Below are 26204 nucleotides of genomic sequence, written 5' to 3'. Positions count from 1 at the left end.
TTGCACGAAAAAGAGCCCGAAGGCTCTTTTTACTTTATGCTTTATTCTCCTTCAAAGGCATCCTTAATATGGTCAAAGAAGCCTTTTTTCTTTGGATTTACTTTCAAATCACCTGCAGCTGCGAATTCTTTCAAGGCTGCTTTTTGGCGGTCATTCAAACCTGTTGGGGTAACAACATTGACAGTAACGTATTGGTCACCAAGGGCACCACCACGAAGGCTAGGCGCACCTTTACCACGTAGGCGGAATCGTTTACCAGTCTGAGTTCCTTCTGGAATGACTAATTCTACATCACCATGAACTGTAGGGATGTCTACTGTATCACCAAGTGCTGCTTGAACAAAATTAAGGTTCAAATTGTAGAAGATAGTAGTTCCTTCACGTTCAAACTTATCACTTGCTTCCACCGAAACTACTACATACAAGTCACCATAAGGACCACCATTAAAGCCAGCTTCACCTTGACCAGCTAGGCGGATTTGTTGACCTGTTTCCACACCAGCAGGGATTTTTACGTGTACGCTATGGGCTTGTTTTTCATGACCAGTTCCATGACAGGTTGTACATGGATCTTTGATTTCTTGACCACGGCCATGACAGACATCACAGGTTACCTGGCGACGCATCATACCAAGAGGTGTTTGGGTATCAACATTGATCACACCTGAACCATGACAGCGTCCACAAGTAACTGGACTTGTTCCAGGTTTGGCACCAGACCCATTACAAGTACGACAGCTTGCTTCACGATTGTATTTGACTTCCTTTTCTGTACCAAAAATAGCTTCTTCAAAAGTCAAATGAACGCGATACTGGAGGTCGTCACCTTGACGAGGGGCGTTTGGATTACGTGATGCACCGCCACCACCAAAGAAGCTTGAGAAGATATCTTCAAATCCGCCAAAACCACCTGCTCCATCGAAACCACCGAAACCGCCAGCACCACCAAAACCACCATTGGCACCCGCAGCACCGTATTGGTCATAGGCAGCACGTTTCTGTTCATCGCTCAAAGTTTCATAAGCTTCTTGAACTTCCTTGTACTTGTCCTCAGCTCCAGGATCCTTGTTGATATCTGGATGATATTTTTTAGATAATTTCCGATAGGCTCTCTTGATCTCATCTTGAGATGCATTTTTCGAAACGCCCAAACGGTCGTAAAATTCAGTATTGTTCATTTAAGATACCAAGACCGTAAAATTCGACTGAAAAATAGGAAATCTGACGCAGGAGCGATGCTCCTAGACAGATTTATCTTTTTTCCGAGAATTTAGGTCGGGTTCATTTCCTTTCTTTCATATTGAGTAAGAAACTTCAGAGCTCGGCTACAATTCCCCGAACGCTCTTTGTTCCTTTCTATAATTTATAAGTAAATCTTTAGAGGCTGTTTTCTATACTCTGCTTCACTTGATCAAACTCTTGGTCCGATAGAGTAAATATCAAATCCTCTTCAGAGTACTCGTTTTTTTCTTTAAAATAGTTGTCCGTATTCTCTGCCAACCCTAAACTTAGAATCACTTTCCTTGCAAACTCTTGATGTGCGAATCCTATAGCCGTAATGATCTGTTTATCTTGCACAAGGACTTTCGGTTGGAAATTCTCACGAGGAAGAAATTCAAAATAGTCAAAGAAATTTTGCCAAATGCCACCTGTAAATTTCGTATCTTGCAATAAACCCGCTTTCGCCAATAAAAGAGGCGCTGAAGAAATGGCGGCAATTAGGATATCTTGCTCACCAAGGTTCCTCAAGAACGAAATCAATTTCTCATCGCGTAGAGCAGGACCTATGTTTACCATTCCTGGCAAAATGATACAAGAATAATCTTCTATACGAATCTGATCTAGTGTTTTCGTCGGTTGACAGGGCAAACCATCCTCAGAGACCACTATCGAATGATCTGAAGCGACATAATCAATCGTGACGTCAAAAGACAGAGCTAAAGTACTTGTTAAAGCGGTTATCTCATAGAGAGAAAAATTAGGATAAATGATACAAAGTACTTTTTTCATACGTAACATCCTCTATTTTACCGAAAAACAGAGGCTGGGTTACAACCTCTGGATTTCTTCTTATCATTACGACGTTCAAAAACAAAGTCGATTATACTTTGTTTTTGAACTAGTAAGGCTGAATTGATTTTCGGATTAAAGGAATCCTAAAATCTCGGAACCTTTCTTTATTTCAAGAGGTTCCGCTAAAACAATCCACTGGATTGTTTTACTTCTCCGTAAACTCTCCGTCTACGACGTCATCGCCTGCATTTCCTGTTGCTTGTGCGCCTTCTGCTCCTGCTTGAGCTTGTTGCGCTGCTGCGGCTTGTTCGTAGAGTTTAACCGCAAGGCCTTGAGCTTTTTCGTTCAATGCTTCAAGTTTTGCTTTCATTTCGTCCAAGTTGTTATCTTCTTGGGCTTTCTTAAGATCATCAAGGGCAGCTTGGGCAGCGTCACGTTCTGCGTCGAAGCCTTTGCCTTCAGTTTCCTTGATAGTCTTTTCAGTCGCAAAGATAGCTTGGTCTACTTCGTTACGAAGGTCTACTTCTTCTTTACGTTTCTTATCTGCTTCAGCGTTAGCTTCTGCATCTTTCATCATGCGATCGATTTCTTCGTCTGTCAAACCTGAGTTAGATTGGATAACGATTGTTTGTTCTTTTTGAGTTCCAAGGTCTTTGGCCTTAACAGATACGATACCGTTCTTATCGATGTCAAATGTTACTTCGATTTGTGGGATACCACGAGGTGCAGCTGGGATATCTGTCAATTGGAAGCGTCCAAGAGTCTTGTTATCTGCTGCCATTGGGCGTTCCCCTTGAAGAACGTGGATATCAACGGCTGGTTGGTTATCTGCTGCAGTTGAGAAGACTTGTGATTTAGATGTTGGAATAGTAGTGTTGCGGTCGATGAGTTTTGTAAATACTCCACCCATTGTTTCGATACCAAGTGACAATGGAGTTACGTCAAGAAGAACAACGTCTTTGACGTCACCAGTGATGACACCACCTTGGATAGCAGCACCCATAGCAACAACTTCATCAGGGTTCACTGATTTGTTTGGTTCTTTACCAGTTTCAGCCTTAACAGCTTCTACAACGGCAGGGATACGAGTTGAACCACCGACAAGGATGACTTCGTCGATATCTGACAAGCTCAAACCTGCATCTGAAAGAGCTTGACGAACTGGAACTTTTGTACGTTCTACAAGGTCACGAGTCAAATCGTCAAATTTCGCACGAGTCAAAGTCATTTCCAAGTGAAGAGGTCCAGCTTCACCAGCAGTGATGAATGGCAAGCTGATTTGTGTTGAAGTTACACCAGAAAGGTCTTTCTTAGCTTTTTCAGCCGCGTCTTTCAAACGTTGAAGGGCCATCTTGTCTGTTGACAAATCAATGCCGTTTTCTTTCTTGAATTCTGCTACCAAGTGGTCGATGATTTTTTGGTCAAAGTCGTCACCACCGAGTTTGTTATCCCCTGCAGTTGCCAATACATCGAAGACACCGTCACCCAATTCAAGGATAGATACGTCAAATGTACCACCACCAAGGTCGAATACCAAGATTTTTTCTTCTTTGTCAGTCTTGTCCAAACCGTAAGCAAGAGCTGCTGCAGTTGGTTCGTTGACGATACGTTCTACTTCAAGACCAGCGATTTTACCAGCGTCTTTAGTTGCTTGACGTTGAGCATCGTTAAAGTAAGCTGGAACTGTGATAACTGCTTTAGTTACTTTTTCACCAAGGTATTCTTCAGCATAACCTTTCAAGTATTGAAGAATCATAGCTGAGATTTCTTGTGGAGTGTATTCTTTACCGTTAGCAGAAACTTTTTCAGAAGTACCCATCTTAGATTTGATAGAAATCACTGTATCTGGGTTTGTTACTGCTTGACGTTTCGCAGCGTCACCAACGATGATTTCACCGTTTTTGAAAGAAACTACAGATGGAGTTGTGCGGTTACCTTCTGGGTTTGCGATGATTTTTGATTCAGTTCCTTCAAGAACTGCTACTGCTGAGTTTGTTGTACCTAAGTCAATACCGATAATTTTAGACATGTGTCTTTCTCCTTAAATTTATCTTCTTTTTTTCTTTTTGATATTTTCCCTTAAGTGGTGGGGACGTGAGCAACTCCCTTCGGGATTTCATCACTTATTTTTGAGCCTACTGTCTCAAAAATCCCCTGTTTCAGTAGCACAAGCTACTGAAACTTTCACCACGGCGGAAAATATCTGCTTTGCAAGCCTCCAGCTTGCCTCTTATCTTTCTTTCATAGTTTAGTGTCGTTTCGGACAAGGTTTCTATTATGTTACGACACGAGGAGTCGAAATCGATATTATTTCGACGACGAGTTGCTTAAGCTACCGTCAGAATTGCCTAGTTATAAACCACTACCATAGCCGGTCTTAGGATACGGTCATGGAGTTTGTAGCCTTTTTGGAAGACTTGTGCGATGGTATCTGCTGGATGTTCGTCATCTGCTGGAACTGTTTGAATGGCCATGTGGTAGTTATGGTCAAATTCACCATCTGCTGGAATTTCTTCAATTCCTTCTTCTTTCAGAGCATGTACCAAACTTTCTTGGACCATTTCCAATCCCTTCTTCACATCATCTGTCAAACCTTCGACGGCAAGGGCACGTTCGAGGTTATCCAGTGATGGCAAGATTGCTTTTGCCAAATCTTGGCTGCGATAGCGTTGCAAGAGTTGACGTTCTTCATTGGCACGGCGCTGAATGTTTTGCATTTCTGCATGAGCTCGAAGATATTTGTTTTCAAATTCTTCGGCACGTTCATTTGCCAAGTCCAATTCAGACTTCTCAGGAGTTGTTTCTTCAGCTGTTTCCACAACTTCCTCTTCTTTTACTTCTTCATTTTTAATATCTTGGGCCATTTTCGCCTCCTTTAATGATTTCAATCTTAATTCACTTCATAGTGATTGCTGCTGAGATAGCGGTAAAAATCCGTCAACTTCATAGTCAAAACTCGATTAACTACATTGAGTTGATTGACCAATTGTTGATAATCCAGATTAACGGGACCTATAATCGCAAGGATTCCAAATCCACGATAGGGAATCAGGAACTTACTGCTAATCACTGCTAAGTCAGCTAAACAGGATTCTTGGCTATCCGCAACTCGGACACTTTGCATCTGGTCGCCAATCAGATTTTCTCGAATTTCCAAAGCCACCTTTTGTGGTTGATCAAAGAATTGATAAGCTGCTAGATTCGCAAAATTCAAGAGATTGACTTTGCCAGAAACCACGATATTTTCATTGAACATTTCTTTGAAGATATGTTCGACGAGATCCATAACATTATCCGTTGTTGTGAAGTAACGTTGGATAATCTGCGGAATCTCTGTCCGAATCTTATAGTGAATATCCAAAACAGTCTGATCCAGGAAACGTTCTTGAATCATGGTCTTGAGGCGATTCAAATCCTCCTGCAAGAAATTTCTCGGAATCAAAAACTGACTGGTAACTGTTCTAGACTCATCAAGCGTAAAAACTGCCAGAGCTGTATGTTGCCCGAGGACAACAATATCAAAAGCTGTTAGCTTCTGCCTACTTGGTTCTACATCCAGTGCTACAACCGTACAACCACTCAAGTCTGCCAAGATTTTCGTTGCCTCTTGAAGAATATCCTCAAGCTTGAAGAATTCTTGATCAAAGGCTTTTACAATCTCATAAACTTGATTTTCAGCTAAACGGTCAAAGGATAGGGAGTGTTTGACATAGTATTGAAATCCAGCCACACTCGGCATCCGACCACTGGAAGTATGAGCCTTTTCAAGTAAACCTTGCTTTTCTAGAGCTGCCATATCATTTCGAATAGTAGCACTACTAGAGTTGATAGACTCTTGCAAGGCCTTAGATCCAACAGGTTCGTGCGTTTTGGTAAAGATGTCAATAATCAGATTTAAAATATTCTGCTGACGTTCTGTAACCATCTCGCTACTCCTCTCTGATAGATCGTTTTAGCACTCGATACATCCAAGTGCTAACTTATGATTCTATTATACACCCTTAGAAAAGAATGTCAAGACAAAAACTCAAAAAATTAGCACTCTTTTATCAAGAGTGCTAAAAATCGGTCTAAGGACCTAGAAACTAATGTCAATCAACCAGATATTTTCGTCTAAGTCTGTAAAAACTATAAATTAGATAAGAAATCATGAGAGCATATAGGGCAAAAATAACGAAAAAAGACTGAGAGAGACTTTCGCGAAACAGACTCATACAAACAACAAGACCACCAGAGATAGAAACTGTAGCTGTACGAAGTCCAGATTTCACACCATCCCATCTAAGACGATTGTCCATGAAAAATTGATCGTTCGGAACTAAATTATCAGTTACCTTTCGAAAAACAGAATAAGGACATCGTTCCACAAATTCCCATCCTCTATCCTTAATACTTTGTAAATCGACCTCATTTTTTCTAAGATAGCTAGTATTCCATACACAGTAAACCACATCATCTGGTCGGCATTGTTCAAAATAGAAAAAACCAAAACGATTCGATTTAAATTTCCAACCTTTCAAATGCATCTCATGCAAATAATCTTCCACCTTATCCAAATCAAAAATGGTAAACATTCGAAATTGTACTTTGCTATTCATTGTCTGACCTCCAAATTAGAAAACAAGCATGGTTTTATTTATCAGATAATTCTTTCCACTTTTGAAACAATCTCCAAAAAATATAAGAAATCTGAAACGCAAAAACTATCAATAAAGTACAGTCTATACAAACAATCAAAAACATTCCCCAACTGAAAGAACCTCTTCCACTGAGTAACTTTGAGAAAACCGGTAGTAGCGCTGAAAAGAGAAGCAAGATAGGAAGCATCCGCATTGTTAAAATCTTCTTGACCATTGCTAACTTCCCAGCTGCATCATTATAAATTTCAAACTCGGCATCCGACTCAACTCCAGAATAAAGCTTTCTAAAGTAGGAAAAACCATTAAAGTCTGTAATATGCTCCCAGCCACAATCTTTAAACAGTTGTAAATAGGAAGCTCTCTCTGACTTTTTCATAGGATAAAAATCCAACTGATAAACCACCTGCTCCGGTTGGCACCTTTCAAAACTATACTTAACCGCAACTACTAAGTTAGAGTAACTTACTTCCTTAAGTTTCCAGCCCTCAGCATGCATTTCTCTGAGATAGAGAGCCTCTCTATCATAATCCGCAATGGTACAAATCCTATAAACAACTTTCTTTTCCATCAAAGCTCCTCCCGACTGTTTCTGTAGAGCCGTTCAATACGTTTCAACTCAATGTCTAAAACTTTTCTTCCTAAGTCTGTTATCTGATAGATTTTTCGTTTTTCCTCTTCTCGGACAAAGGAAATCAAACCATCCTTTTCCATCTTTGACAGGGTTCCATACATAGTTCCAGGACTAATCGAAACCTGCGAATCTGTCATTTCTTTGACCTTTTGCGTAATACCATAGCCATGGTTCTCCTTTTGCAGACAGAACAGAATATAAAATCCCGTTTCAGTCATGGGAAGGTAGACACGCCTAATCTTATCTGTTAATTCCATTTAACCAGACCTCCTATTTAGTTCGATATATCGCACTTCGTTATACAAAATATATCACACTTCGATACAAAATGCAAGAAAAAAAGATCGTCCTCACGGACAATCTTTCTGATTTATCATTAGTAAAGATCTAGGTAGTTGTCAATTTCCCATTGTGAGACAAAGGTTGCATAGCTTGCCCACTCGATACGTTTAGCTTCAAGGAAGCTAGTATAGATGTGCTCACCTAGAGCTGCTTTAACCACTTCGTCTTCTGTCAAAGCTTTCAAAGCATTGTGAAGCGTTGATGGAAGGTCAGTAATTCCAGCTTCCTTACGCTCTTCTGCAGTCATGATGTAGATATTTTCTTCGATTGGTGCCGGCGCTTCGATTTTGTTTTCGATACCGTTCAAACCAACTTCCAAAAGAACAGCCATAGCAATATAAGGGTTTGCCATTGGATCCACGGAGCGCAACTCCAAACGTGTTCCCATTCCGCGTGATGCTGGTACGCGGACAAGTGGTGAACGATTGCGACCTGCCCAAGCGATGTAAACAGGGGCTTCGTAGCCTGGAACCAAACGTTTGTATGAGTTAACGGTTGGGTTCATGATAGCTGTATAGTTGTAAGCATGTTTGATCAAACCACCAAGGAAGTAGTAAGCAGTTTCTGACAACTGCATGCCTTTTGGATCATTTGGATCAAAGAAGGCATTGTTTCCCTCAGCATCGAACAAAGACATATTGCAGTGCATACCTGAACCAGCGATACCAAATTTTGGTTTAGCCATAAAGGTTGCATACAAACCATGTTTACGTGCAATTGTTTTTACAACAAGTTTAAAGATTTGAATCTTATCACAAGCACGAAGAACTTCATCGTACTTAAAGTCAATCTCATGTTGACCTACAGCAACTTCGTGGTGACTTGCTTCTACCTCAAATCCCATTTTGGTCAAGACGTTAACAATCTCACGACGAGTGTTATCGGCAAGGTCAGTAGGTGCCAAATCAAAGTAACCACCCTTGTCATTTACCTCAAGAGTTGGGTCTCCATTTTCATCAAGCTTAAATAGGAAGAATTCTGGCTCTGGTCCAAGGTTGAAAGACTTGAATCCAACTTCTTCCATGTGACGAAGAGCACGTTTGAGGTTTCCACGAGGATCTCCAGCAAATGGTTCCCCTTCTGTTGTATAGACATCACAGATCAATCCTGCGACACTACCGTTCTCATCTCCCCAAGGAAAGACTGTCCAAGTGTCCAAGTCAGGGTAGAGGTACATATCAGATTCGTTGATACGAACAAACCCTTCAATAGAAGATCCATCAAACATAGCCTTATTTGACAAGACCTTGTCTAGTTGTTCATCTGTAGCAGGAATTTCGACGTTTTTCATAGTTCCCAAAATATCTGAAAACATGAGACGGATAAAGGTTACATTTTTTTCCTTAACTTCACGACGAATATCTGCAGCTGTGATTGGCATGGTTTTTCTCCTTATATATGACGACTTGCGGTTGCCTAACCGCGACCAAAAGGTGATTGTTGAGAAGCGAAGCGACTTTGCTGGAGAACTTCATTCCGAAGCGCTCTACGCACTTCAGTTTGACTCACTGGTTTTTTAGACTTCGCCTCACGTTCAGCATATTTTTTCTTGATGGCAGCAATGTTCAGACCTTCAGAGATATAATCTTTAATCTCAAGTAATCGATCCATGTCATTCAAAGAATACATACGGCGATTGCCCTCGTTGCGATCAGGCTTAATCAATTCCTGGTCTTCATAATAACGAATTTGGCGCGCCGAAAGATCGGTCAGTTTCATAACACTACCAATTGGAAAAACTGCCATATTGCGACGAAATTCTTTTTCCTTCATGTACACTTCCTTCTTTCTGTCTATTATAGTCTAAAAAAATTCAATCGTCAATCAATAATGTTATATCTTGTGACATTATTTTGTTTTTTTCAATAAAATACTCCGTAAACGATCAATATCGTAATTTACAAGAATTGCTACAAAAACACCCATAAATGTTTCAAAAACTCGGGCAAATACGTACAAAACCGTCTCGCCGCTTGGAATTGATAAGGTAATAATCAACATAGCCGCAACTCCACCGATAACACCTGCTTTATTGTTCATAGCAACATTTGTCATAATGGTTAACATGGTGCAAATTGGAACAACTAGGAGGGTTACCCAGAAGGCACCGTGAAAAAGATTATTTAAGAGAAAGAAAATCAGGGCATAAAAACCACCGATACTATTTCCGAGAATACGAGAAGTACCAAAATGAACACTCTTGTCAAAGTCTTCTCTTAAACTAAAAACTGCAGTCAAGGCTCCAATCTGAAGTCCTTTCCAACCAAAAAAACCAAAAATCATGAGAACTAAAAAAACAGCGATCCCTGTCTTGAAAGTTCGCATTCCTAACTTAAACTTGGATTTGTCAAATCTATACTTTTTAAAATAACTCATCATTTCAACTTTCTATTTCCATTTTACCATAAATTTACCTATTTTTGAGAAGGGGAAACAGTAAACTGAAGGAAATAAAAAAGAGAAGGAACTTAATCCTTCTCTATCTGATGATTCCACATTCTCTTTTTAGAACAAATACATGAAAACTAAAGTCAAGAGACTAGCGAGCAAGCCCACTCCCCAGAAGAAGAAGTCGACCTTCCACTCACTCCAAGCTTGGCCTTTCCCAGAAAAGCCCCCCAACTCAAAATGATGGTGAACTGGTGTCATACGGAAGATACGTTTTCCTCCAGTCAACTTAAAGTAGGTGACTTGCATCATAACAGATGTTGTTTCAAAAACATATACAATCCCAATCAAGAGCAAGGTCCATTCTTGGTGCAGTGCCATGGAAATAGCAGCCAACATCCCTCCAAGGGCTAGGCTACCTACATCTCCCATGAAGACCTTAGCAGGCTTGTGGTTAAAGACAAAGAAGCCAAGAAGACCACCAATCATTGCTACAATCACTAGTAAGATATCGAGCTGATTTTGCACATAGGCAATCACTCCATAGGCAGATAGACTAACCACCACAGAAATACTTGCCAAGCCATCGATTCCGTCAGTCAGGTTAACTGCGTTTGAAAAACCAACTAACCAGAAGAGGGCAAAGAAAATATACAGAACACCTAAATGCAAGGGATAACCAAATACATTTAAGATATCTCCACCTCTTTCATAGAAGAAATAGAAGATCACTCCTCCAACTAACTGGAGCAAGAGTTTTTGTTTAGGATTAAGTCCTTCATTAATTTTGCGGAAAACCTTGAGGAAATCGTCCAAGAAACCGACCAAACCATATAAGACCAGGATAAAGAGGATCATTCCGACATTATTGGTTAATTGATTAGTCACGAGAGCAAGGACCAGACTAACTAAAACTCCCGCTAGGAGAAAGACGAGTCCTCCCATTGTTGGTGTCCCAGCTTTTGCTTGGTGTTGTTTGACATCCTCATGCATCTGTTGACCGGTAATCTGTGCTTTATGGTAAAAACGGATAAAGGCTGGAATTCCTATGACTGTTAGAATAAAGGCAATCACTCCAGCAAAGATAGAAATAAGCATTCTAATCTCCTAATGTTATTTTTATTTTCTGTATGTTTTTTAAAGCTGTATTGGCACGAACACTTTGTTTCGTAACAGTTTGTCCAGAGCCTTCATATTCTACCTCGAGATTGAGCCATTTTGCAAAGGTTTCAACATTCTTCTTAGACCAACCATACAAGTCAGGCATCTCCTCTACCTTGTCAGAGAGTAGTAGAACTTTTTCATTAGCATCTAGATTGGTTCCTTCTGATACTGAACTTTCTTTAATTTTTGTTCCGGAACCGATAACAATTGGTTGAACAAGGTTACGTCGTAGCTCTTCAGCCAAATCTCCAGCACTATAATCCTTAGTCGCAGGCATTGCATAGTTAGTTGTTGATGTTACCTGATCCAAGTTCTTAGCTGTAGATTGAAGATTGAGAGATTCCTTCATGGCAGAAGCTCGTTCAAGAATAGGATTAGCAAATTCTCCAAACCAAGGGTTAGAAAAGTGTTCTGGCTGTTGAACTGTTACGTAAAGAATAAAATCAGGATTTTCAGAAGGATGCATGGTTACTACAGAAAAGATATAATTGGTTTTCCCAACTAAATATCCTCCGTTTTGCTCATCGGCAATTTGAGCTGTTCCAGATTTGACAGAAACAGTCTGACCAGGAACAGTAACGATTGGTTTACCGGTAAGTTTATTGTACATTGTACCATAAACAGGATCTGTACCAACCAAAATCATATTTTCTCGAGTCAGACTAGCCGCTTCTTTAGAAACAGGATTCCCTACAACCTCCCTCTGCGATTTACGAACAGTCTGATCATTTGGATCATAGAGGGCACTAATAAACTTCGGCTCTAGCATGACCCCATCATTAGCGATTGCTGTAAAGGCACGAAGCATCTGGGTCTGAGTAACAGAAATCCCTTGACCAAAAGAACTCATGGCAATACTAACGATATTGTCTTCAGGCAATTGTCCGGCATATTCATCACTCATCCCAAAACGAGTAGGAACACCAAATTTGAAACGACTGAGATAGTCTAACCAAGTGGCATCCCCCATTTTTTGCTGGAGCAAGGTCATACCGACATTACTCGAGTGATCAAAACCTTGTGAGTATGTCATTATACTTCCAGCTGATAAGCCATCATTCACATCCCAGTCCTTAATAGTTGCATCTGCTATTTTTAATTCGCTACTATTAAAGTATTCTCCACCAGGGAAGGTGTTGTTATCTATAGCTGCTGCTAAGGTCATGACCTTCATGGTTGAACCTGGTTCATAGTTACTTTGGTAAAGGATATCACGCCAGACAAAGTCCTCTGTAATCCCTTCTTTGGTATCAGCATCAAAGGTCGGTCTTTGAGTCGTGGCCAGAATTTCTCCTGTCTTGGCACTAACCAAGGTCGCAGTCATATACTTGCCTTTTAGTTTTCCTTGGAAGGCATCCATTTGACTTTCCATAAAGGACTGCAAAGGACTAGATAGGGTCGTATAGACGTCTTTCCCGTTTACGGTCTGTTGGGTGACTTGTTCTGTACCAGGAACAATATTACCTAGACGGTCTTTTTCGTATGTAATAATACCATCTGTCCCTGCCAATAAACTATTTAAGGAACTCTCGATACCAGATGTCCCAATTAGACTTTTCGTGCCATCTTCATTTTCACGTAACTGGGCTAAACCAATAAAGGATGAGGCAAATTTCCCATTTGGATAACTTCGATTTGGACTAGTCGTAAAATTAATACCCTCAACCTTAGCAGATTCTAAGTCCTGTTTAATGGACATCATATTAGCATAGGTAATCCCATTCCCTTTAGCACCAAAAGAAACCTGTTTGAGATTTGGTTGAGAGAGTTGATTTTTGACGTAAGTCTCCTCCATATCCAAGTACTTATGGAAAATTTCGGCTACCTTATTGTACTGAGATTCTTCTACATATAGAACATCTCCATTAGCTGATTTATAGTCCTTATCAATGACAGCATAAACATTATAGGACGTTGCATCCTCAGCAATCGGCGTTCCATTACGATCATAAATGGTCCCCCTCTTAGCAGGAACTGTTCGAGTTGTTTGGTGAACCTTACTGGCTTCTTTGACCAGGTCAACACCAAACTTCTTCCCCGTACCAATAATCACCGCAAAGTTAACCAAAAAAACAGCAAAGAGAAAGACGGCTAAGAGACTAAGGCTCTTCCCAACTCGTCTGCGGTTTTCTAGAGGAGTTCTGCGATTCTTAATGGCAAAGTGTACTATTTTTTCTTTCCATGTTTTCATATATTACTCCGCCGATCGGATATTTCCATTGTTTAATTGCAAGTCTTGCGAATCCGCGACACCCGCCAGACGTTCTGAGCGAATCAATTCATTGACCTCTTGCTTGGCATCGTCTAGCTCCGTCTTTTTCTCCTCAATCTGTCTGTTGACAGTTGTCAAATCACTTTGAACTTGCAGGAGCTTGGTTTGCATATAGACCACACTGATGGCTAAGACAAGGGCTGTAATGGCAATCGAAAGGTAAAAAGCCTTCTCAACACGTGAAAATCTCTTGATACGAGCTTGCAGTAATTGGCTCGTTGTTTCTCTTTTTTCTACCATTTTATCCCCTTACTTATGAATTTTTCGAGCTACTCGTAACTTGGCTGAGTGGGAACGATTATTGGCCTCCAACTCCTCCTTGCTTGGTAGAATCGGTTTGCGAGAGACTAATTCCATCTTGGGCTTGAGATCATCTGGAATGAAGGGCAAGCCTTTTGGAACTTCAACCGTTGAAGCTTCCTTAAACAACTGCTTGGTCAAGCGGTCTTCTAGCGAATGGAAGGTAATCACTGAGATTCTACCATCTAGAGCCAACATATCCATAGCCTGCTGAATGGACTCATCTGCTGCTCCCAGCTCATCATTGACTTCAATTCGAATAGCCTGGAAAATCTGCTTGGCAGGATGGCCCTTCTTCTTGAGTTCCTTGGCAGGTTTGGCCGACTTAATAATTTCTGCCAACTCAGTCGTTGTCTCGATTGGCTTGACTTCCCGTGCTTGTTCAATCTTTCGAGCAATCTGCTTGGAAAACTTGTCTTCTCCATATTTGAAAAAGATTCGCACCAAATCATGATAATCATAGTGATTGACAACCTCATAAGCTGTCAAGCTAGCTTCCTGATTCATCCGCATATCCAGTGGCGCATCCTTCTTATAAGAAAAACCACGTTCACGCTGATCCAATTGCGGGCTCGAAACACCTAAGTCATAACAAATGCCATCAATTTCTTCTACACCCGCTTCCTGCAAACGTGCTTGCAAATGACGGAAGTTGTCCTTGATGAAGGTAACCATTCCTTTTTCTATATAAGGCGCCAGACGTTTTTGGGCATTGTCAATGGCATTCTGGTCCTGATCAAAGGCATAGAGATGCCCCTTTTCACTTAATTTACTTAATAAATACTCGCTATGGCCTGCTCCACCCAAGGTCGCATCAACGTAAATACCGTCAGGTTTTACATCAAGCATATCAATGGTTTCATGGAGCATGACCGTTACATGATGAAATTCTTTAGTCATATCTTATCTATTTTACCACAATTCTGACTAGCTTGCACTCGCTAAAGCAAAAACCTTTTCTTACTACTTTATCACTTGTATTCAGCAGGCGACTCTGCTACCTGAGCTAGTTCTACGCGTTCTTGGGGATTCAAGTTTTGGTGAACAGCCTCTGCTACTGCTCTTGGTATACCAACTGCGACAATCTCATCCACGCTGGCTTCCTTGATTTTTGTCAGAGATTTGAAATATTTCATCAAGTTCTGCTTGCGTTTTGGACCCAGACCTTCAATTCCATCCAATTGAGAGGAGAAGGAATTTTTAGAGCGCAGTTGACGGTGGAAGGTGATCGCAAAGCGATGGACCTCATCTTGGATTCGTTGTAGGAGAAAAAATTCCTGAGAATTGCGAGACAGCTCTACCACCTCAAGCGGATCTCCAAAGAGCAATTCATGGGTTTGGTGCTTATCGTTTTTTTGCAGACCTGCAATGGGAATATCTAACCCCAACTCTTCTTGAATAACCTGCTTAGCGATATTAACCTGACCTTGTCCCCCATCAATGACGATCAAATCTGGCGGTGTCAAGCCATCACGTTGAACTCGACCATAGCGTCTGCGGATAACCTCTCGCATACTTGCATAGTCATCTGGTCCAACAACTGTTTTTATCTTGTACTTGCGGTAATCCTTCTTGCTCGGTTTCCCGTTAACAAAAACAACCATGGCAGAAACTGGACTAGTCCCCATGATATTGGAGTTATCAAAGGACTCGATACGGACAGGTGTCGGAATTTGTAAAAGTCGCCCAAGATTTTCAATAGCCCCTTGAGTCTTTTCAACTGATTTCTCTAACAGATTAAACTTCTGCTCCAAGCTTACACGCGCATTTTTGATAGCGAGATTGACCAGTTGTTTTTTCTCCCCACGTTGGGGCTTTAGAACCTTGGTATCTACCAAAGCCTTAACAGCCTCTTCATCAATATCCTGAGGAATCAAAATTTCATTAGGAACCAGGTGAGATTTTTCTTGATAGAATTGTCCTACATAGGTCAAGAAGTCCTCATCCGGATCATTGTAGTAAGGGAAGAGATTGACATCGCGCTCAATGAGCTTACCTTGGCGGACAAAGAATACCTGAACGCACATCCAACCCTTATCTACATAGTAGCCGAAGACATCACGATTTTGGAGATCCTTGGCCATAACTCGTTGCTTGGTCCGAAGGGTCCCAATAGCCTGAATCAGATCTCGATATTCAGCTGCACGTTCAAATTCCATACTCTGAGCTGCCACATTCATCTTTTCCTTGAGGTCATCGATGATTTTGTCATCCTGACCCTTTAGAAAATCAGAGACTTCTTGAGCCATGGCTTTGAAATAAGCCTCGTCTTTCTTACAAATGGTGTGAGCCACGCACTGGCCGATATGGTAATAAAAACAGACCTTAGACGGTGGATTAGTACACTTACGAAAAGGAAAAATCCGATCCAGAAGTCGCTTGATTTCATTGGCCGCCCCCACATCAGGATAGGGTCCAAAATAGAGACCTCCGTCTTTTTTGACCTGACGGGTGATAATCAAGCGAGGATAGCGCTCATTGGTAATTTTGATGAAAGGATAGGACTTATCGTCCTTGAGCATAATATTGTACTTGGGCTTGTTTTCCTTAATCAGGTTAATCTCCAAAAGGAGGGCTTCAATATTAGACTCCGTGACAATAAACTCAAAATCTACAATCTCAGACACCAAGGATTCTGTCTTGGTATCATGACTTCCACGGAAATAAGACCGTACACGATTACGTAGATTTTTAGCCTTTCCTACATAGATAATCGTACCGTTTTTATCTTTGTGAATGTAGCAACCAGGGCTGGTCGGCAAGAGCTCTAGTTTTGATTTAATCAAGTTATTCATAGTTCCATTATAGCAAAAAGCCCCCTTCATTGCTTACATCAAGGAGCTCTATTTTTCGTTTGAAAATCACTTATTCTCCAGACTCATAAAGTTCTTGAACTGCTTGAACATCTTGAGCCTGAATACCATAATAAGAACCTGCTGGCTGCATGACTGACACTTCATTAGTATGTTCCAAGCCAATGGCATGACCTAGCTCATGCTCTGCTGTATGCAAGATACGATCATAGGTATAGCCATAGTTTGGATTGGATAGATAATAATGATTCAACCGCACCGTTACAGACAAGAATTGCCCTGTTAAGAGATTGGTCTGACTTTCCGCCTCTCCTGCCACAGGAGTGGCTCCGTCATTCATCTCGGTAGCCAAGATATCTGCCTTGCTGGACTCGGTGACAAGTTCAAAGTTAAAAGCACCAGTTTGATTCCAATTCTGGATTGCTTCTACATAAGCCTCTTGAAAGCGTGAATCCATCTGCGGATCCAAGTAAATACGAGCAGAGGCCTGTGGCCACCTTCCTTCAGAATGTTGGTGACTATCCGTCTGGCTTAACTTAGGAAGTTGCCCTGTTTTTTCCCATTGGTCAATACTTTGTTGACCAATCTTTACCGACCGTTCTGCTTGCTTTAGCGCTCCTTGAAAATCCCCGTTCAGATACCAGAGAAGTCCAAAAGCAAGAGTGCATAAAAGCAAAACAATCCAAACCAGGCGCCAAAACAAACGCCAAACAAAAGAAAAGAAAGCCCCTATTAAACGAAAAAGCCAGCGCATGTCTCTCCACCTTTCTAGCAAATAAACTTTATTTTACTAAAACAAGCTAAAAGAAAACTAAATACTGGCTTTTTCATCTTAACGTCCTAATATTTTTTTGAATAACTGAATAGCTTTGTATTTTAAAGGCGATGGATGATAACGGAAAGTACCTGCTTTTCGTACAATATAGCCATTAAAATTTTGTTTAAAACGCAAAACGCCATCACTACCATCAAAAATCCCTTGAATCCCTAGGAAGTTGTATTGATGGATGTTTCGTTGCATTGTCTGCTTCATCGCATGATATTGAAGTAAAAATGGAGCTGAGAACTTCTGATACTCTGCGTACGACCCCCCAAACAAGTAGGTTGCCTCTGTATTTGTGTAGATTATCAAAGCACAAGCTAGAACAACATTGCCAGATTCACTATCCAAGCTAGTTAGAAAATCTTTTTTCTTTTGCAAGGCTTGGTATTGCTGATGAAATTGTTTCGACTTCTTGTCAAGACTAGCCATCTTCACATTTAAAGCATCTATAGACTGTTGCGGATTAACTTCAGCAATTAGGAAATCCGCCTTATCTCCAAACATATCATACAATTTAAAGTAATAATCTAAATTCTTATCCTCAAAACCTTGTCTTTTACCTGTTTCTTCAATAATTTTTTTGAACGTTGGAATTTCTTCCCGTTCTGCATTTCGAATAAGAATATTAAAATCAAAGGCTGACTGAATGTTGCGAATACTATTTTTATTAAAGGATTTCAATAAGGAAACAGCATCATAATCTTGCAAATCTTTGATGTAATGCCAGCTGACTTCTCCATTAGGATAACCTGTTGTCAATCCATCAAATTGATAACCTAAATTAGTCAAATCTTGAATAATACTTTTTTTCTCAGCATCTATTGGATCACCTTCACTATCAAAAGTTTGATAGGTCTCATAAGGTTTCACAAGCAACTCTAATGCACCATTTTGTTTAGCATATTCTTTTAATCCCTCATAAAAAACTGGAAGGGCACCTTTTTGGGTATAAATAGGCCCAGAATTCAACTCCATATGAAGACCGCCTAACATAGGCAAGCTATAGATCAGAGCTGCAACTTGAATTTCTCCTTCTTGTTTCAAAGAAAGATAAACAACTCGAGCTCCTCGCTTTTCTAACAAATCTCCCATCTGGACAGACTGCATGAAGGAGCAGCTAGGAACTGTTTCCGAATAACGTTGAAACTCTTCTTTAGTGAGTGTAATCAGTTTCATAAACTTACTTTCTATGATGTTTTTTTCTTAATTTTTTTCGAAGGCAATAAAAATAGTTGGCCAATTGATACAAAAAACTTACCGGTAGAGTAAACTCTCCTATATATTCTTGAACAACAGGACTAAAGTTGGATTTAAAATCTGTTAACCCATCATCTAAAGTACCTTCAATCCCCCCCATATTAGCCCAATTTTTACCATCATTTAAAGCATCCTCAAACACTTTTGGATAAAGCACATATTGGGGGTAGAATTTTTTAAATCTATCATCCATTCCAGCATAAAGCATTTCTAGTGTATCGCCGAACGAAACAGAGAGAACCCCCGCTATAACTATTTCTTCCGGATATTTTTGAACAAGTTCTTGAAATTCTATAATGTATTTTTCAACAGATTTTTTCTGTTGTTGTAATTTCGTTAGACGCTTCTTTTGATATTCGTCTGTTTCAGCCAAATCTTTTTTTATCTGGTGTAACTGCTCTCTATACTCTGTTAGACGTTCAGGAATATTAATCTTTGCTAAGTGTAAATACGAATCATCTCCATATATTTCCATTAACTTTTGAAAATATTCCTGATTTCGCAGAGAAACATTCTTACGACGTTCCGTTAAAGCTATAATCGTTTCAAAATTTGAAATATCCGATAAGCTACCACGAAATGTAATAACACCTCTCTTAACAGCATCCTTCATTAACCTCTTAGTATGCTTTGGAAAATCAGAATCTAAACCTTTTTTTAGTATTCTATTAGCTTGGTAACGTGGTTGAATAGTTTCAGACATAGCTATAGTCCTACCAGACCATTGACAGTTTGCATCTTTTAAATTTTGAATAGCTTCTATAGATATACTATTCTCAGAAAATTCTTTAGAAGATTTGTCAATAGGATATTGTTTTAAGATCAGAGACGGATCAAACTTAATAAAAACAGACCGCTTACTAGCCCCAAATTGTTTTAAGCTTCTCATCACAAATGTTACCAACTCTTTATCTTGATAATCCATGATTGGTCCTCTTGGGATATACATCATAGTATATCCAAGTGGCAATTTTTTTATGAGTATACTTGCAACAGCTACTAATTCTCCATTTTTATAAAAACCTAAACGCTCATTCCCCCAATTATCTTTTATCTTTGCCCAAGAACTACTCTGTAATAGACTAACTTGTGGATGTTGACTAACAAAAGTATCATGTTCTTGAGACGAAATCCCTACTTTAAATTCAAACACTTTAACTCCTCCCATTATATCTTCATATAAATTATTATTTTTTCTATAAAAACACCAAGAAATGGCATCTCACTTTTTTAAGAGATCATCTCCACCAAGTTTCTACTACCATTTTACTACTTTCAATTAAAAAGTCTAGTGAGAACAAACTTTCATTTTCATTTTTAATCTTAAAGGGACAGTCTATATTATTTTATCGACAAAAAAACTAGCTCAATCTTTCTTCCAAAACAAAATCAATTGGTAGGGTTGCCAAAAACCGTTCCAATTGTTTTTCCCAGTAATACCACTCGTGGTTGCCTGGGCTATGACTATAAGAAATATCAAAACCAAGTTTCTTGAGATTCTTCACCGCGAGGTTATTGGCAGCATACAAGAAATCTTGTTCACCACACCAAGCCCAGAGTTTGGTCTTCTTGTCTGACTTGTTAGCAAGGCTTTCAAGTGAGTAAGGACTAGTTGCCCAGTTATCAAGCTTACCAAAAACACCTCGCCAGTAGGCAAGCGACCCAAGATTTTGACTTTCTGGAGAAAACTCTTCGAAACTAAGAGCACCAGAAAGACTAGCTGCATGTGAAAAACGATTGGTTGATAGGGCCAATTTGAAGGAACCATAGCCTCCCATTGATAGACCAGCGATAAAAGTCTTTTCACGCTTGCTAGACATGTTAGGGAGGAAGCGTTTGAGCACTTTAGGCAGTTCTTCTGCTAAAGCTGTATAGTAGTTATAGCCATACTGAGTATCTGTGTACCAGCCATTACTTGTATTTGGCATGACAACAATTAGATTAGTCCCTCGTACCAAGCGCTCTACATTGGTCCGTTTGAGCCAGCTATTATGATTTCCTGACATCCCATGTAAGAGATAGAGGACAGGAATATCCGTAGAATCTGGTTCCTCAACCCGAGACGCGTCTGGGTAGAGAACATTCACTCCCCACTCCATATCTAAAACTTCTGAGTAATACTCAATCTTCATTACTGCCATAACTTGCTCCTTATTCATTTAAGATAAGAAAAAGCCGAAACTCGACTTTCTCTTGCTATTTGATCCTATTTTGCTTCCATAACTACTGGTAAGATAGCTGGACGACGTTTGGTTTGGTCAAAGAGGAACTTGGCCAAATGATCACGTACCTTACCTTTGAGCTCTGCCCAGTCAAAATCTTCACCTTGTAGATAGTCTTCTACTGTTTGATTGACTAGCTCTGTACTTTCACGCAAGATATCACGACTCTTCTTGAGATAGACAAATCCACGCGTGTGCACTCGAGCTTTAGCGATGATTTTTTTCTCACGACGGTTAACAGTGATAGCCACGATGAAAATACCATCTTCTGACAAGACTTTACGGTCACGAAGGACGACATTGCCGACATCTCCGATGGCATTCCCATCAATCAAGACATCTCCTGCAGTAACAGCACCAGATGGGACAAAATCTCCATGCTCATAAGACATGGTTGTTCCCTTTTTAGGGATAAAAATACGTTCTGGCAACATACCAACTGCCATAGCAGCCTTAGCATGGGCATCCAACTCACGGTATTCTCCTTGGATTGGGAAGAGATATTTAGGTTGCAAGAGATTGATCATCAATTGCAAATCACGCGCATTCCCATGCCCTGACACACGCAAGCTATGAGTAATTGGCTTGACAACTCCACCTGCTTGGTAAACCATATTTTCTACACGTGCCATAACCGCTTCCTTGGCGATTGATGGTGTTGTAACGATATAGACCAGGTCACCTTCTTTGATTTCAACATAACGGTGACGACCAATAGACATCTTGCGTAGGCCGTTAATGGGTTCCCCCATACGTCCAGTTTCAAGGATAATTAATTCGTGATCTTCAAAACGAGACATATCTTTTGGTTTAATCAAAAGATTTTCACTTGCTAGAGACAATTTTTTCAAGCGAATCGCTGTACGGACGATATTTTCAATGTCAAATCCTGTCAAGACAACACGACGCCCTGTCTCCGCAGCTGCATCAAAAACTTGCTGGATACGAGAAAGGTTACTTGCAACTGCAGCAACGATGATACGTCCATCCCAGTCAGAGATAGTTTGCGTGATTTCTACACCAACTTCATTTTCACTAGCTACTTGGATATTGCTATCTGCATTTGCTGAGTCACTAAGCAAAGCCAAGACCCCTTCGCGACCAATCTCTGCCAAACGCCCAAAGTCAGTGGCGTAAGATTCACTAGCCGTTTGGTCAAACTTGAAATCCCCTGTATAAACGATGTTTCCTTCAGACGTTTTTAAGACCACACCCAAACTTTCTGGGATAGAGTGAGTTGTACGGAAGAAGGACACTACCGTTCCGCCAAAATCAATTTCTGTATTTTCGTCAATGACATGGAAATCATCAAATTTCTTGACGCTGTCATTTCCCTTAACAAATAGTTTAGCCAGTTCGATGGTCAACTCTGAGCCAAATACAGGAACCTTAGCTTCTGTCAAGAGATATGGAAGGGCTCCAATCGCATCCGCATGCCCGTGTGTTAAGAAAACCCCAGCAATACGGTCACTATTTTCAAACAAATAGTCCATGTTGGGAATAACGACATCGACACCCAACTGTTCATTTTCAGGGTATTTCAAACCTGCATCTAATACAAAAATCGAGTCGTTAATTTCTGCGATGTACATGTTCTTACCATTTTCACGTACACCCCCAAGTGTTGTTAATTTAATAGTATTCATTTTTCCTCCGAATAGTCACTTCAACTTGTTTGTAGAGCTTTAAAAGCTCTCTTTTTCTGAAAGTCCAATTCACTTTCAGCCGAATCTTTTCCATTCATTATACCATTTTTTTACTAATTTTCAAAATGAATCTTACAGATAATCGCACTTTAACTACCTCTTTCCTATCATTCTTACAGATACTGGAGGAGAGTTTGCTGGTAAAAAACAGGAATGACCTGCACCCTAAATGTTAGATTTTTCTTGGCTGCTGGTCAGCATTATATGGATTTTATAATAAATGAGCACTTATCCCCTTTCTACTTCAGCAAATCAAAAACAAGTGAACGGCATGTTAACAGAGACTTTCAAAATTGACCAATCTGAGTATACTATCTCTCATAGCTACCAAGGATAGGAATAGCACTATGATTTTTATCATCAATTTTTTAATAACAAGTATTTTTATAAATAAAAAGGACACGATGATTCCCTTCTTTAGTGCTTGGAAATGGGATCTCGTTCTAAGGCTATGAGAAAATGTTTAAGCCTCTGAACCGAGTGTGACATGAGATTGTAAACAATATTGATTATTATAGTGGATTAAAATAAGATATGAACAAAGAAATTAGGAAAGTCAAATAAATTTCTATAAATGTTTTAGAATCCGTAGCCTACTATTCTAGATTCAATCCACTATACTTAAATACTCAATGAAAATCAAAGAGCAAACTAGGAAGCTAGCCGCAGGTTGCTCAAAACACCGTTTTGAGGTTGTGGATATAACTGACGAAGTCAGTAACACATATACGGTAAGGCGACGCTGACGTGGTTTGAAGAGATTTTCGAAGAGTATAAAATCAAACTAAAAGGACTCAGCCCTGTGCAAGACAGAACTAAATCCTTCGCTTGAATTATTTGTGTAACTTTTTGAAATCGATATAAATCAATCCTAGACTTACAATTTTTTATTTTCCAAGGTAGTATTCAGAAACTACGTTCAATTTTTCGTCGAATTCGAATACCAATGGTGGGAAGTTAGGGATTTCCACGTCCATGATTTCGTCATCTGACAAACCTTTGATGTGTTTTACAAGGGCACGGATTGAGTTACCGTGAGCTCCTACGAATACGTTTTTACCATCTTTAAGTGCTGGAGCGATTTTGTCTTCCCAGAATGGAAGGGCACGTTCCAAAGTCACTTTCAAGTTTTCAGCATCTGGGATAACTGAGTCGTCAAGTGAAGCGTAACGACGGTCAGTATGTGCTGAGTATTCGTCATCATGAGGCATTGCAGGAGGCAATACATCGTATGAACGACGCCAGATGTGAACTTGCTCATCACCAAATTGTTCAGCTGCTTCAGCTTTGTTTTTACCAGTCAAACCACCGTAGTGACGTTCGTTCAAGCGCCATGATTTTTCAACTGGAACCCACAATTGGTCAGATGCTTCAAGAGCCAAGTTAGTTGTTTTGATTGCTCGTTTCAATACTGAAGTGTAAGCTTGGTCAAATTCGATACCAGCTTCTTTGATCAATTTACCAGCGTCAATCGCTTGTTGTGTTCCTTTTTCAGACAAATCAACATCAGCCCAACCAGTGAAAAGGTTAGCTTTGTTCCATTCAGACTCACCGTGGCGAGCAAAAACCAATTTTACCATTTGATGGATACTCCTTTTATTTTCCGAGGTTTCCCTCGTTTATCTATTCTATTTTACACAATTTTTCACAAAAAAGCTAGTCAAAATCGATTTAAAAGAGAAGAGGTGAACGCCCCTTCTCTCAATAAACAGCTATTCTTGAACTTGAAATTGTTTCAAGCTTGTTAAAAAAAGGGCACCACCGATGACAATGACGATGCCACCAATCCAGCCTAAAAATGGAATCAAGCCTACTACAGAACCTACGATTAACAAAATAGATGGCGCCATTGATATGCGCTTATCATCCTTATAATAGATTAGAGAGAGAATTCCAAGAATGAGAGTTGCGATTTTTACTAAGGTAAAAACAATGAAGATAATCGCTAAAATTACTCCTGCAAAATCTTCATTCGCAAAAATAGATGCAACCATTAATATTACGACTGGCAAAATTGCCAAGAGCGAGCCTGCAATAGTCCCAATAATTCCAGCAATTTGCGCTAGTGTTTTTGTCTTCATAAATGTCTCCTTCAAATTTTAATAATTGTTATTCTACCATATTTTAGGTTAAATTCAAAGCTTTTCCAAGTAGACCACAATATCATCAGTGGCACTTTATTTTCCTTAAGTTATATAGTAAATTGAAATAAAGTATGAACAATTCGATTAGGAAAGTCAAACTAATTTCTAGAAATATTTATAGCAGTCGTAATGTACTATTCTAGATTCACTCTGCTATAATACCTTATTTCAAAAATACCAAATAAGGTGTGAATTTTTCATGCTCTTTTATAGATCAATAAGTGTTAAAAATAAGACAATAACCTCAGAATAGCTACTATCTTGTCTCATGTTTTTCTTCAAGCCTTGATAGATTTGGCAAATGGTATAAAAGACTTTGATTATAAACAATGACATAAGAAAAACGAGCATCTCCAACTATGGAAATGCTCGTTGTTTTTATATTTAGAAGTGAGTTTTTACCCAGCTTCTTTTCTAGCAATCTCATAGAATCAAGATTCTAAGATTTGCTTTATCCGAGTAATGGTTTACTCTTCTTCCTTACGTTTTTTAGAGATAAGGAGTCCTCCTGTCACTGCTGCAAGAAGTGCTAGTCCAAGTGAAGCGTTAGATTGTTTAGTACCAGTGTTTGGCAATTCTTTCGCTCCTGCTTTCTTAGCTGGTGCTTGAGCAGATGACTCTTTAGTTGCTTCCTTAACAACTTTATTAGCTGCAATTGTTGCCACTGATCCGTCCGCAAAGGTTACAACTACTGATCCGTCATTGTTCACCTTAACATCTGTCGCAGTTGGGTTAGCTTTCTTAACTTCTTCAGCTACTTTAGCTTTTTCGGCATCTGTCAAGTTGCTTGGATCTACTACTGGAGTAAGGGCTGGTGCTTTAGCTCCGTTTGCTTCAGACACTTTACCATCGTTCACAACTGGGACTGCTGGCGCTACTGTTGCGTCTGTTGCGCCTGACTTGTTACCTGCTGCGTCTGTCGCTGTTACAGAAACTTTGTCGCCTGCCTTCAATCCAGCTACTGGAATGTTGAACTTGCCATCTTTGTCAGCTGTTGCGGTTGCTTTAGTGCCATCTGGAAGAGTGACTTCTACGGTTGAACCTGCTTCTGCTGTACCTGTAACTGCTTTATCTCCAGCTTTAACTGGGTTCACACTTGGTGCGTCTGGTGCTTTGGTATCATCAGCTTTCGCTACTGTTGCTGTAGTTGGTGCTGATGTGTTGTTTGAAGCATCTTTTGCTGTCACAGAGACGGTTTGACCTTCTTCCAAGCCACTTACTGGAACACTGAAGTTGCCATCTTTGTCAGCTGTTGCGGTTGCTTTAGTGCCATCTGGAAGAGTGACTTCTACGGTTGAACCTGCTTCTGCTGTACCTGTAACTGCTTTATCTCCTGCTTTAACTGGGTTCACACTTGGTGCATCTGGTGCTTTGGTATCATCAGCTTTCGCTACTGTTGCTGTAGTTGGTGCTGATGTGTTGTTTGAAGCATCTTTTGCTGTCACAGAGACGGTTTGACCTTCTTCCAAGCCACTTACTGGAACACTGA

The 26204-nt window shown here is 40.0% G+C and carries 24 protein-coding genes; all 24 read right to left on the bottom strand.

Going from position 1 to position 26204, the window contains the following annotated elements:
* Positions 1-41: 41 nt before the first annotated feature.
* Complete coding sequence (dnaJ, locus tag QM374_RS04095; protein ID WP_060955286.1) at positions 42-1178, bottom strand: molecular chaperone DnaJ; 1137 nt, start codon at positions 1176-1178, stop codon at positions 42-44.
* Positions 1179-1377: 199 nt separating this feature from the next.
* Positions 1378-2010 (bottom strand): DJ-1/PfpI family protein, encoded by a 633-nt coding sequence (locus QM374_RS04090; protein WP_414310951.1) that lies wholly within the window; start codon positions 2008-2010, stop codon positions 1378-1380.
* 208 nt (positions 2011-2218) lie between these two features.
* The gene (dnaK, locus tag QM374_RS04085; RefSeq protein ID WP_016466797.1) at positions 2219-4042 is read right to left on the bottom strand and encodes a molecular chaperone DnaK; all 1824 of its coding nucleotides are present in this window, start codon (positions 4040-4042) and stop codon (positions 2219-2221) included.
* A gap of 319 nt (positions 4043-4361) precedes the next feature.
* A complete protein-coding gene (gene grpE / locus QM374_RS04080; protein WP_045763635.1) occupies positions 4362-4877 on the bottom strand; it encodes a nucleotide exchange factor GrpE in 516 nt (171 codons plus the stop codon).
* A 26-nt stretch (positions 4878-4903) separates the two neighbouring features.
* On the bottom strand, positions 4904-5938 hold the full coding sequence (hrcA, locus tag QM374_RS04075) for a heat-inducible transcriptional repressor HrcA (RefSeq protein WP_000255788.1): 1035 nt from the start codon (positions 5936-5938) through the stop codon (positions 4904-4906).
* Between the two features lie 166 nt (positions 5939-6104).
* Positions 6105-6611, bottom strand: coding sequence for a DUF2812 domain-containing protein (locus QM374_RS04070; protein WP_414310950.1), 507 nt, complete (start codon positions 6609-6611; stop codon positions 6105-6107).
* 34 nt (positions 6612-6645) lie between these two features.
* Complete coding sequence (locus QM374_RS04065) at positions 6646-7221, bottom strand: DUF2812 domain-containing protein (RefSeq protein WP_414310949.1); 576 nt, start codon at positions 7219-7221, stop codon at positions 6646-6648.
* Positions 7221-7541, bottom strand: coding sequence for a PadR family transcriptional regulator (locus QM374_RS04060; protein ID WP_045763631.1), 321 nt, complete (start codon positions 7539-7541; stop codon positions 7221-7223). Before QM374_RS04060 ends, QM374_RS04065 begins: the two co-directional genes overlap by 1 nt.
* Before the next feature lie 119 nt (positions 7542-7660).
* Positions 7661-9007, bottom strand: coding sequence for a type I glutamate--ammonia ligase (glnA, locus tag QM374_RS04055; RefSeq protein WP_045763630.1), 1347 nt, complete (start codon positions 9005-9007; stop codon positions 7661-7663).
* A 35-nt stretch (positions 9008-9042) separates the two neighbouring features.
* Positions 9043-9399 (bottom strand): transcriptional repressor GlnR, encoded by a 357-nt coding sequence (gene glnR / locus QM374_RS04050; protein ID WP_000659543.1) that lies wholly within the window; start codon positions 9397-9399, stop codon positions 9043-9045.
* A gap of 75 nt (positions 9400-9474) precedes the next feature.
* Positions 9475-10002: an FUSC family protein gene (locus tag QM374_RS04045; RefSeq protein ID WP_414267385.1), complete on the bottom strand. Its 528-nt coding sequence runs from the start codon at positions 10000-10002 to the stop codon at positions 9475-9477.
* Between the two features lie 129 nt (positions 10003-10131).
* Positions 10132-11112: a phospho-N-acetylmuramoyl-pentapeptide-transferase gene (gene mraY / locus QM374_RS04040; protein ID WP_414310948.1), complete on the bottom strand. Its 981-nt coding sequence runs from the start codon at positions 11110-11112 to the stop codon at positions 10132-10134.
* 1 nt (position 11113) lies between these two features.
* Complete coding sequence (pbp2X, locus tag QM374_RS04035; protein WP_414310947.1) at positions 11114-13369, bottom strand: penicillin-binding protein PBP2X; 2256 nt, start codon at positions 13367-13369, stop codon at positions 11114-11116.
* A 3-nt stretch (positions 13370-13372) separates the two neighbouring features.
* Positions 13373-13690 carry a cell division protein FtsL gene (ftsL, locus tag QM374_RS04030; protein ID WP_075231548.1) on the bottom strand — a complete coding sequence of 106 codons (318 nt, stop codon included), beginning with the start codon at positions 13688-13690 and terminating at the stop codon, positions 13373-13375.
* Between the two features lie 9 nt (positions 13691-13699).
* The gene (gene rsmH / locus QM374_RS04025; RefSeq protein WP_414310946.1) at positions 13700-14650 is read right to left on the bottom strand and encodes a 16S rRNA (cytosine(1402)-N(4))-methyltransferase RsmH; all 951 of its coding nucleotides are present in this window, start codon (positions 14648-14650) and stop codon (positions 13700-13702) included.
* A gap of 71 nt (positions 14651-14721) precedes the next feature.
* Positions 14722-16545: an excinuclease ABC subunit UvrC gene (gene uvrC, locus QM374_RS04020; RefSeq protein WP_414310945.1), complete on the bottom strand. Its 1824-nt coding sequence runs from the start codon at positions 16543-16545 to the stop codon at positions 14722-14724.
* A gap of 70 nt (positions 16546-16615) precedes the next feature.
* The gene (locus QM374_RS04015; RefSeq protein WP_414273303.1) at positions 16616-17317 is read right to left on the bottom strand and encodes a M57 family metalloprotease; all 702 of its coding nucleotides are present in this window, start codon (positions 17315-17317) and stop codon (positions 16616-16618) included.
* 78 nt (positions 17318-17395) lie between these two features.
* Positions 17396-18562, bottom strand: coding sequence for an aminoacyltransferase (locus tag QM374_RS04010; RefSeq protein ID WP_414274061.1), 1167 nt, complete (start codon positions 18560-18562; stop codon positions 17396-17398).
* Positions 18563-18566: 4 nt separating this feature from the next.
* Positions 18567-19796, bottom strand: a complete 1230-nt coding sequence (locus QM374_RS04005) for an aminoacyltransferase (RefSeq protein WP_371561425.1) — start codon at positions 19794-19796, stop codon at positions 18567-18569.
* 208 nt (positions 19797-20004) lie between these two features.
* Positions 20005-20784 (bottom strand): alpha/beta hydrolase, encoded by a 780-nt coding sequence (locus tag QM374_RS04000; RefSeq protein WP_414310944.1) that lies wholly within the window; start codon positions 20782-20784, stop codon positions 20005-20007.
* 65 nt (positions 20785-20849) lie between these two features.
* Positions 20850-22511: a ribonuclease J gene (locus QM374_RS03995; protein WP_414310943.1), complete on the bottom strand. Its 1662-nt coding sequence runs from the start codon at positions 22509-22511 to the stop codon at positions 20850-20852.
* A gap of 947 nt (positions 22512-23458) precedes the next feature.
* The gene (locus QM374_RS03990) at positions 23459-24151 is read right to left on the bottom strand and encodes a phosphoglycerate mutase (RefSeq protein ID WP_414310942.1); all 693 of its coding nucleotides are present in this window, start codon (positions 24149-24151) and stop codon (positions 23459-23461) included.
* 132 nt (positions 24152-24283) lie between these two features.
* Positions 24284-24652, bottom strand: a complete 369-nt coding sequence (locus QM374_RS03985) for a hypothetical protein (RefSeq protein WP_075230640.1) — start codon at positions 24650-24652, stop codon at positions 24284-24286.
* 530 nt (positions 24653-25182) lie between these two features.
* On the bottom strand, positions 25183-26204 hold a 1022-nt coding region (locus QM374_RS03980; RefSeq protein ID WP_414286122.1), incomplete at its 5' end, for an Ig-like domain-containing protein.

Source organism: Streptococcus infantis (assembly GCF_047465525.1).
In the GTDB taxonomy this organism is placed as follows: domain Bacteria; phylum Bacillota; class Bacilli; order Lactobacillales; family Streptococcaceae; genus Streptococcus; species Streptococcus infantis_R.
This window is presented reverse-complemented; position numbering and strand designations above follow the sequence as displayed.

Bases quoted from the DNA above. Each gene is read 5' to 3' on its own strand.
- dnaJ (WP_060955286.1), bottom strand. From the start codon at position 1,178: ATGAACAATACTGAATTTTACGACCGTTTGGGCGTTTCGAAAAATGCA.
- QM374_RS04090 (WP_414310951.1), bottom strand. From the start codon at position 2,010: ATGAAAAAAGTACTTTGTATCATTTATCCTAATTTTTCTCTCTATGAG.
- dnaK (WP_016466797.1), bottom strand. From the start codon at position 4,042: ATGTCTAAAATTATCGGTATTGACTTAGGTACAACAAACTCAGCAGTA.
- grpE (WP_045763635.1), bottom strand. From the start codon at position 4,877: ATGGCCCAAGATATTAAAAATGAAGAAGTAAAAGAAGAGGAAGTTGTG.
- hrcA (WP_000255788.1), bottom strand. From the start codon at position 5,938: ATGGTTACAGAACGTCAGCAGAATATTTTAAATCTGATTATTGACATC.
- QM374_RS04070 (WP_414310950.1), bottom strand. From the start codon at position 6,611: ATGAATAGCAAAGTACAATTTCGAATGTTTACCATTTTTGATTTGGAT.
- QM374_RS04065 (WP_414310949.1), bottom strand. From the start codon at position 7,221: ATGGAAAAGAAAGTTGTTTATAGGATTTGTACCATTGCGGATTATGAT.
- QM374_RS04060 (WP_045763631.1), bottom strand. From the start codon at position 7,541: ATGGAATTAACAGATAAGATTAGGCGTGTCTACCTTCCCATGACTGAA.
- glnA (WP_045763630.1), bottom strand. From the start codon at position 9,007: ATGCCAATCACAGCTGCAGATATTCGTCGTGAAGTTAAGGAAAAAAAT.
- glnR (WP_000659543.1), bottom strand. From the start codon at position 9,399: ATGAAGGAAAAAGAATTTCGTCGCAATATGGCAGTTTTTCCAATTGGT.
- QM374_RS04045 (WP_414267385.1), bottom strand. From the start codon at position 10,002: ATGAGTTATTTTAAAAAGTATAGATTTGACAAATCCAAGTTTAAGTTA.
- mraY (WP_414310948.1), bottom strand. From the start codon at position 11,112: ATGCTTATTTCTATCTTTGCTGGAGTGATTGCCTTTATTCTAACAGTC.
- pbp2X (WP_414310947.1), bottom strand. From the start codon at position 13,369: ATGAAAACATGGAAAGAAAAAATAGTACACTTTGCCATTAAGAATCGC.
- ftsL (WP_075231548.1), bottom strand. From the start codon at position 13,690: ATGGTAGAAAAAAGAGAAACAACGAGCCAATTACTGCAAGCTCGTATC.
- rsmH (WP_414310946.1), bottom strand. From the start codon at position 14,650: ATGACTAAAGAATTTCATCATGTAACGGTCATGCTCCATGAAACCATT.
- uvrC (WP_414310945.1), bottom strand. From the start codon at position 16,545: ATGAATAACTTGATTAAATCAAAACTAGAGCTCTTGCCGACCAGCCCT.
- QM374_RS04015 (WP_414273303.1), bottom strand. From the start codon at position 17,317: ATGCGCTGGCTTTTTCGTTTAATAGGGGCTTTCTTTTCTTTTGTTTGG.
- QM374_RS04010 (WP_414274061.1), bottom strand. From the start codon at position 18,562: ATGAAACTGATTACACTCACTAAAGAAGAGTTTCAACGTTATTCGGAA.
- QM374_RS04000 (WP_414310944.1), bottom strand. From the start codon at position 20,784: ATGGCAGTAATGAAGATTGAGTATTACTCAGAAGTTTTAGATATGGAG.
- QM374_RS03995 (WP_414310943.1), bottom strand. From the start codon at position 22,511: ATGAATACTATTAAATTAACAACACTTGGGGGTGTACGTGAAAATGGT.
- QM374_RS03990 (WP_414310942.1), bottom strand. From the start codon at position 24,151: ATGGTAAAATTGGTTTTTGCTCGCCACGGTGAGTCTGAATGGAACAAA.
- QM374_RS03985 (WP_075230640.1), bottom strand. From the start codon at position 24,652: ATGAAGACAAAAACACTAGCGCAAATTGCTGGAATTATTGGGACTATT.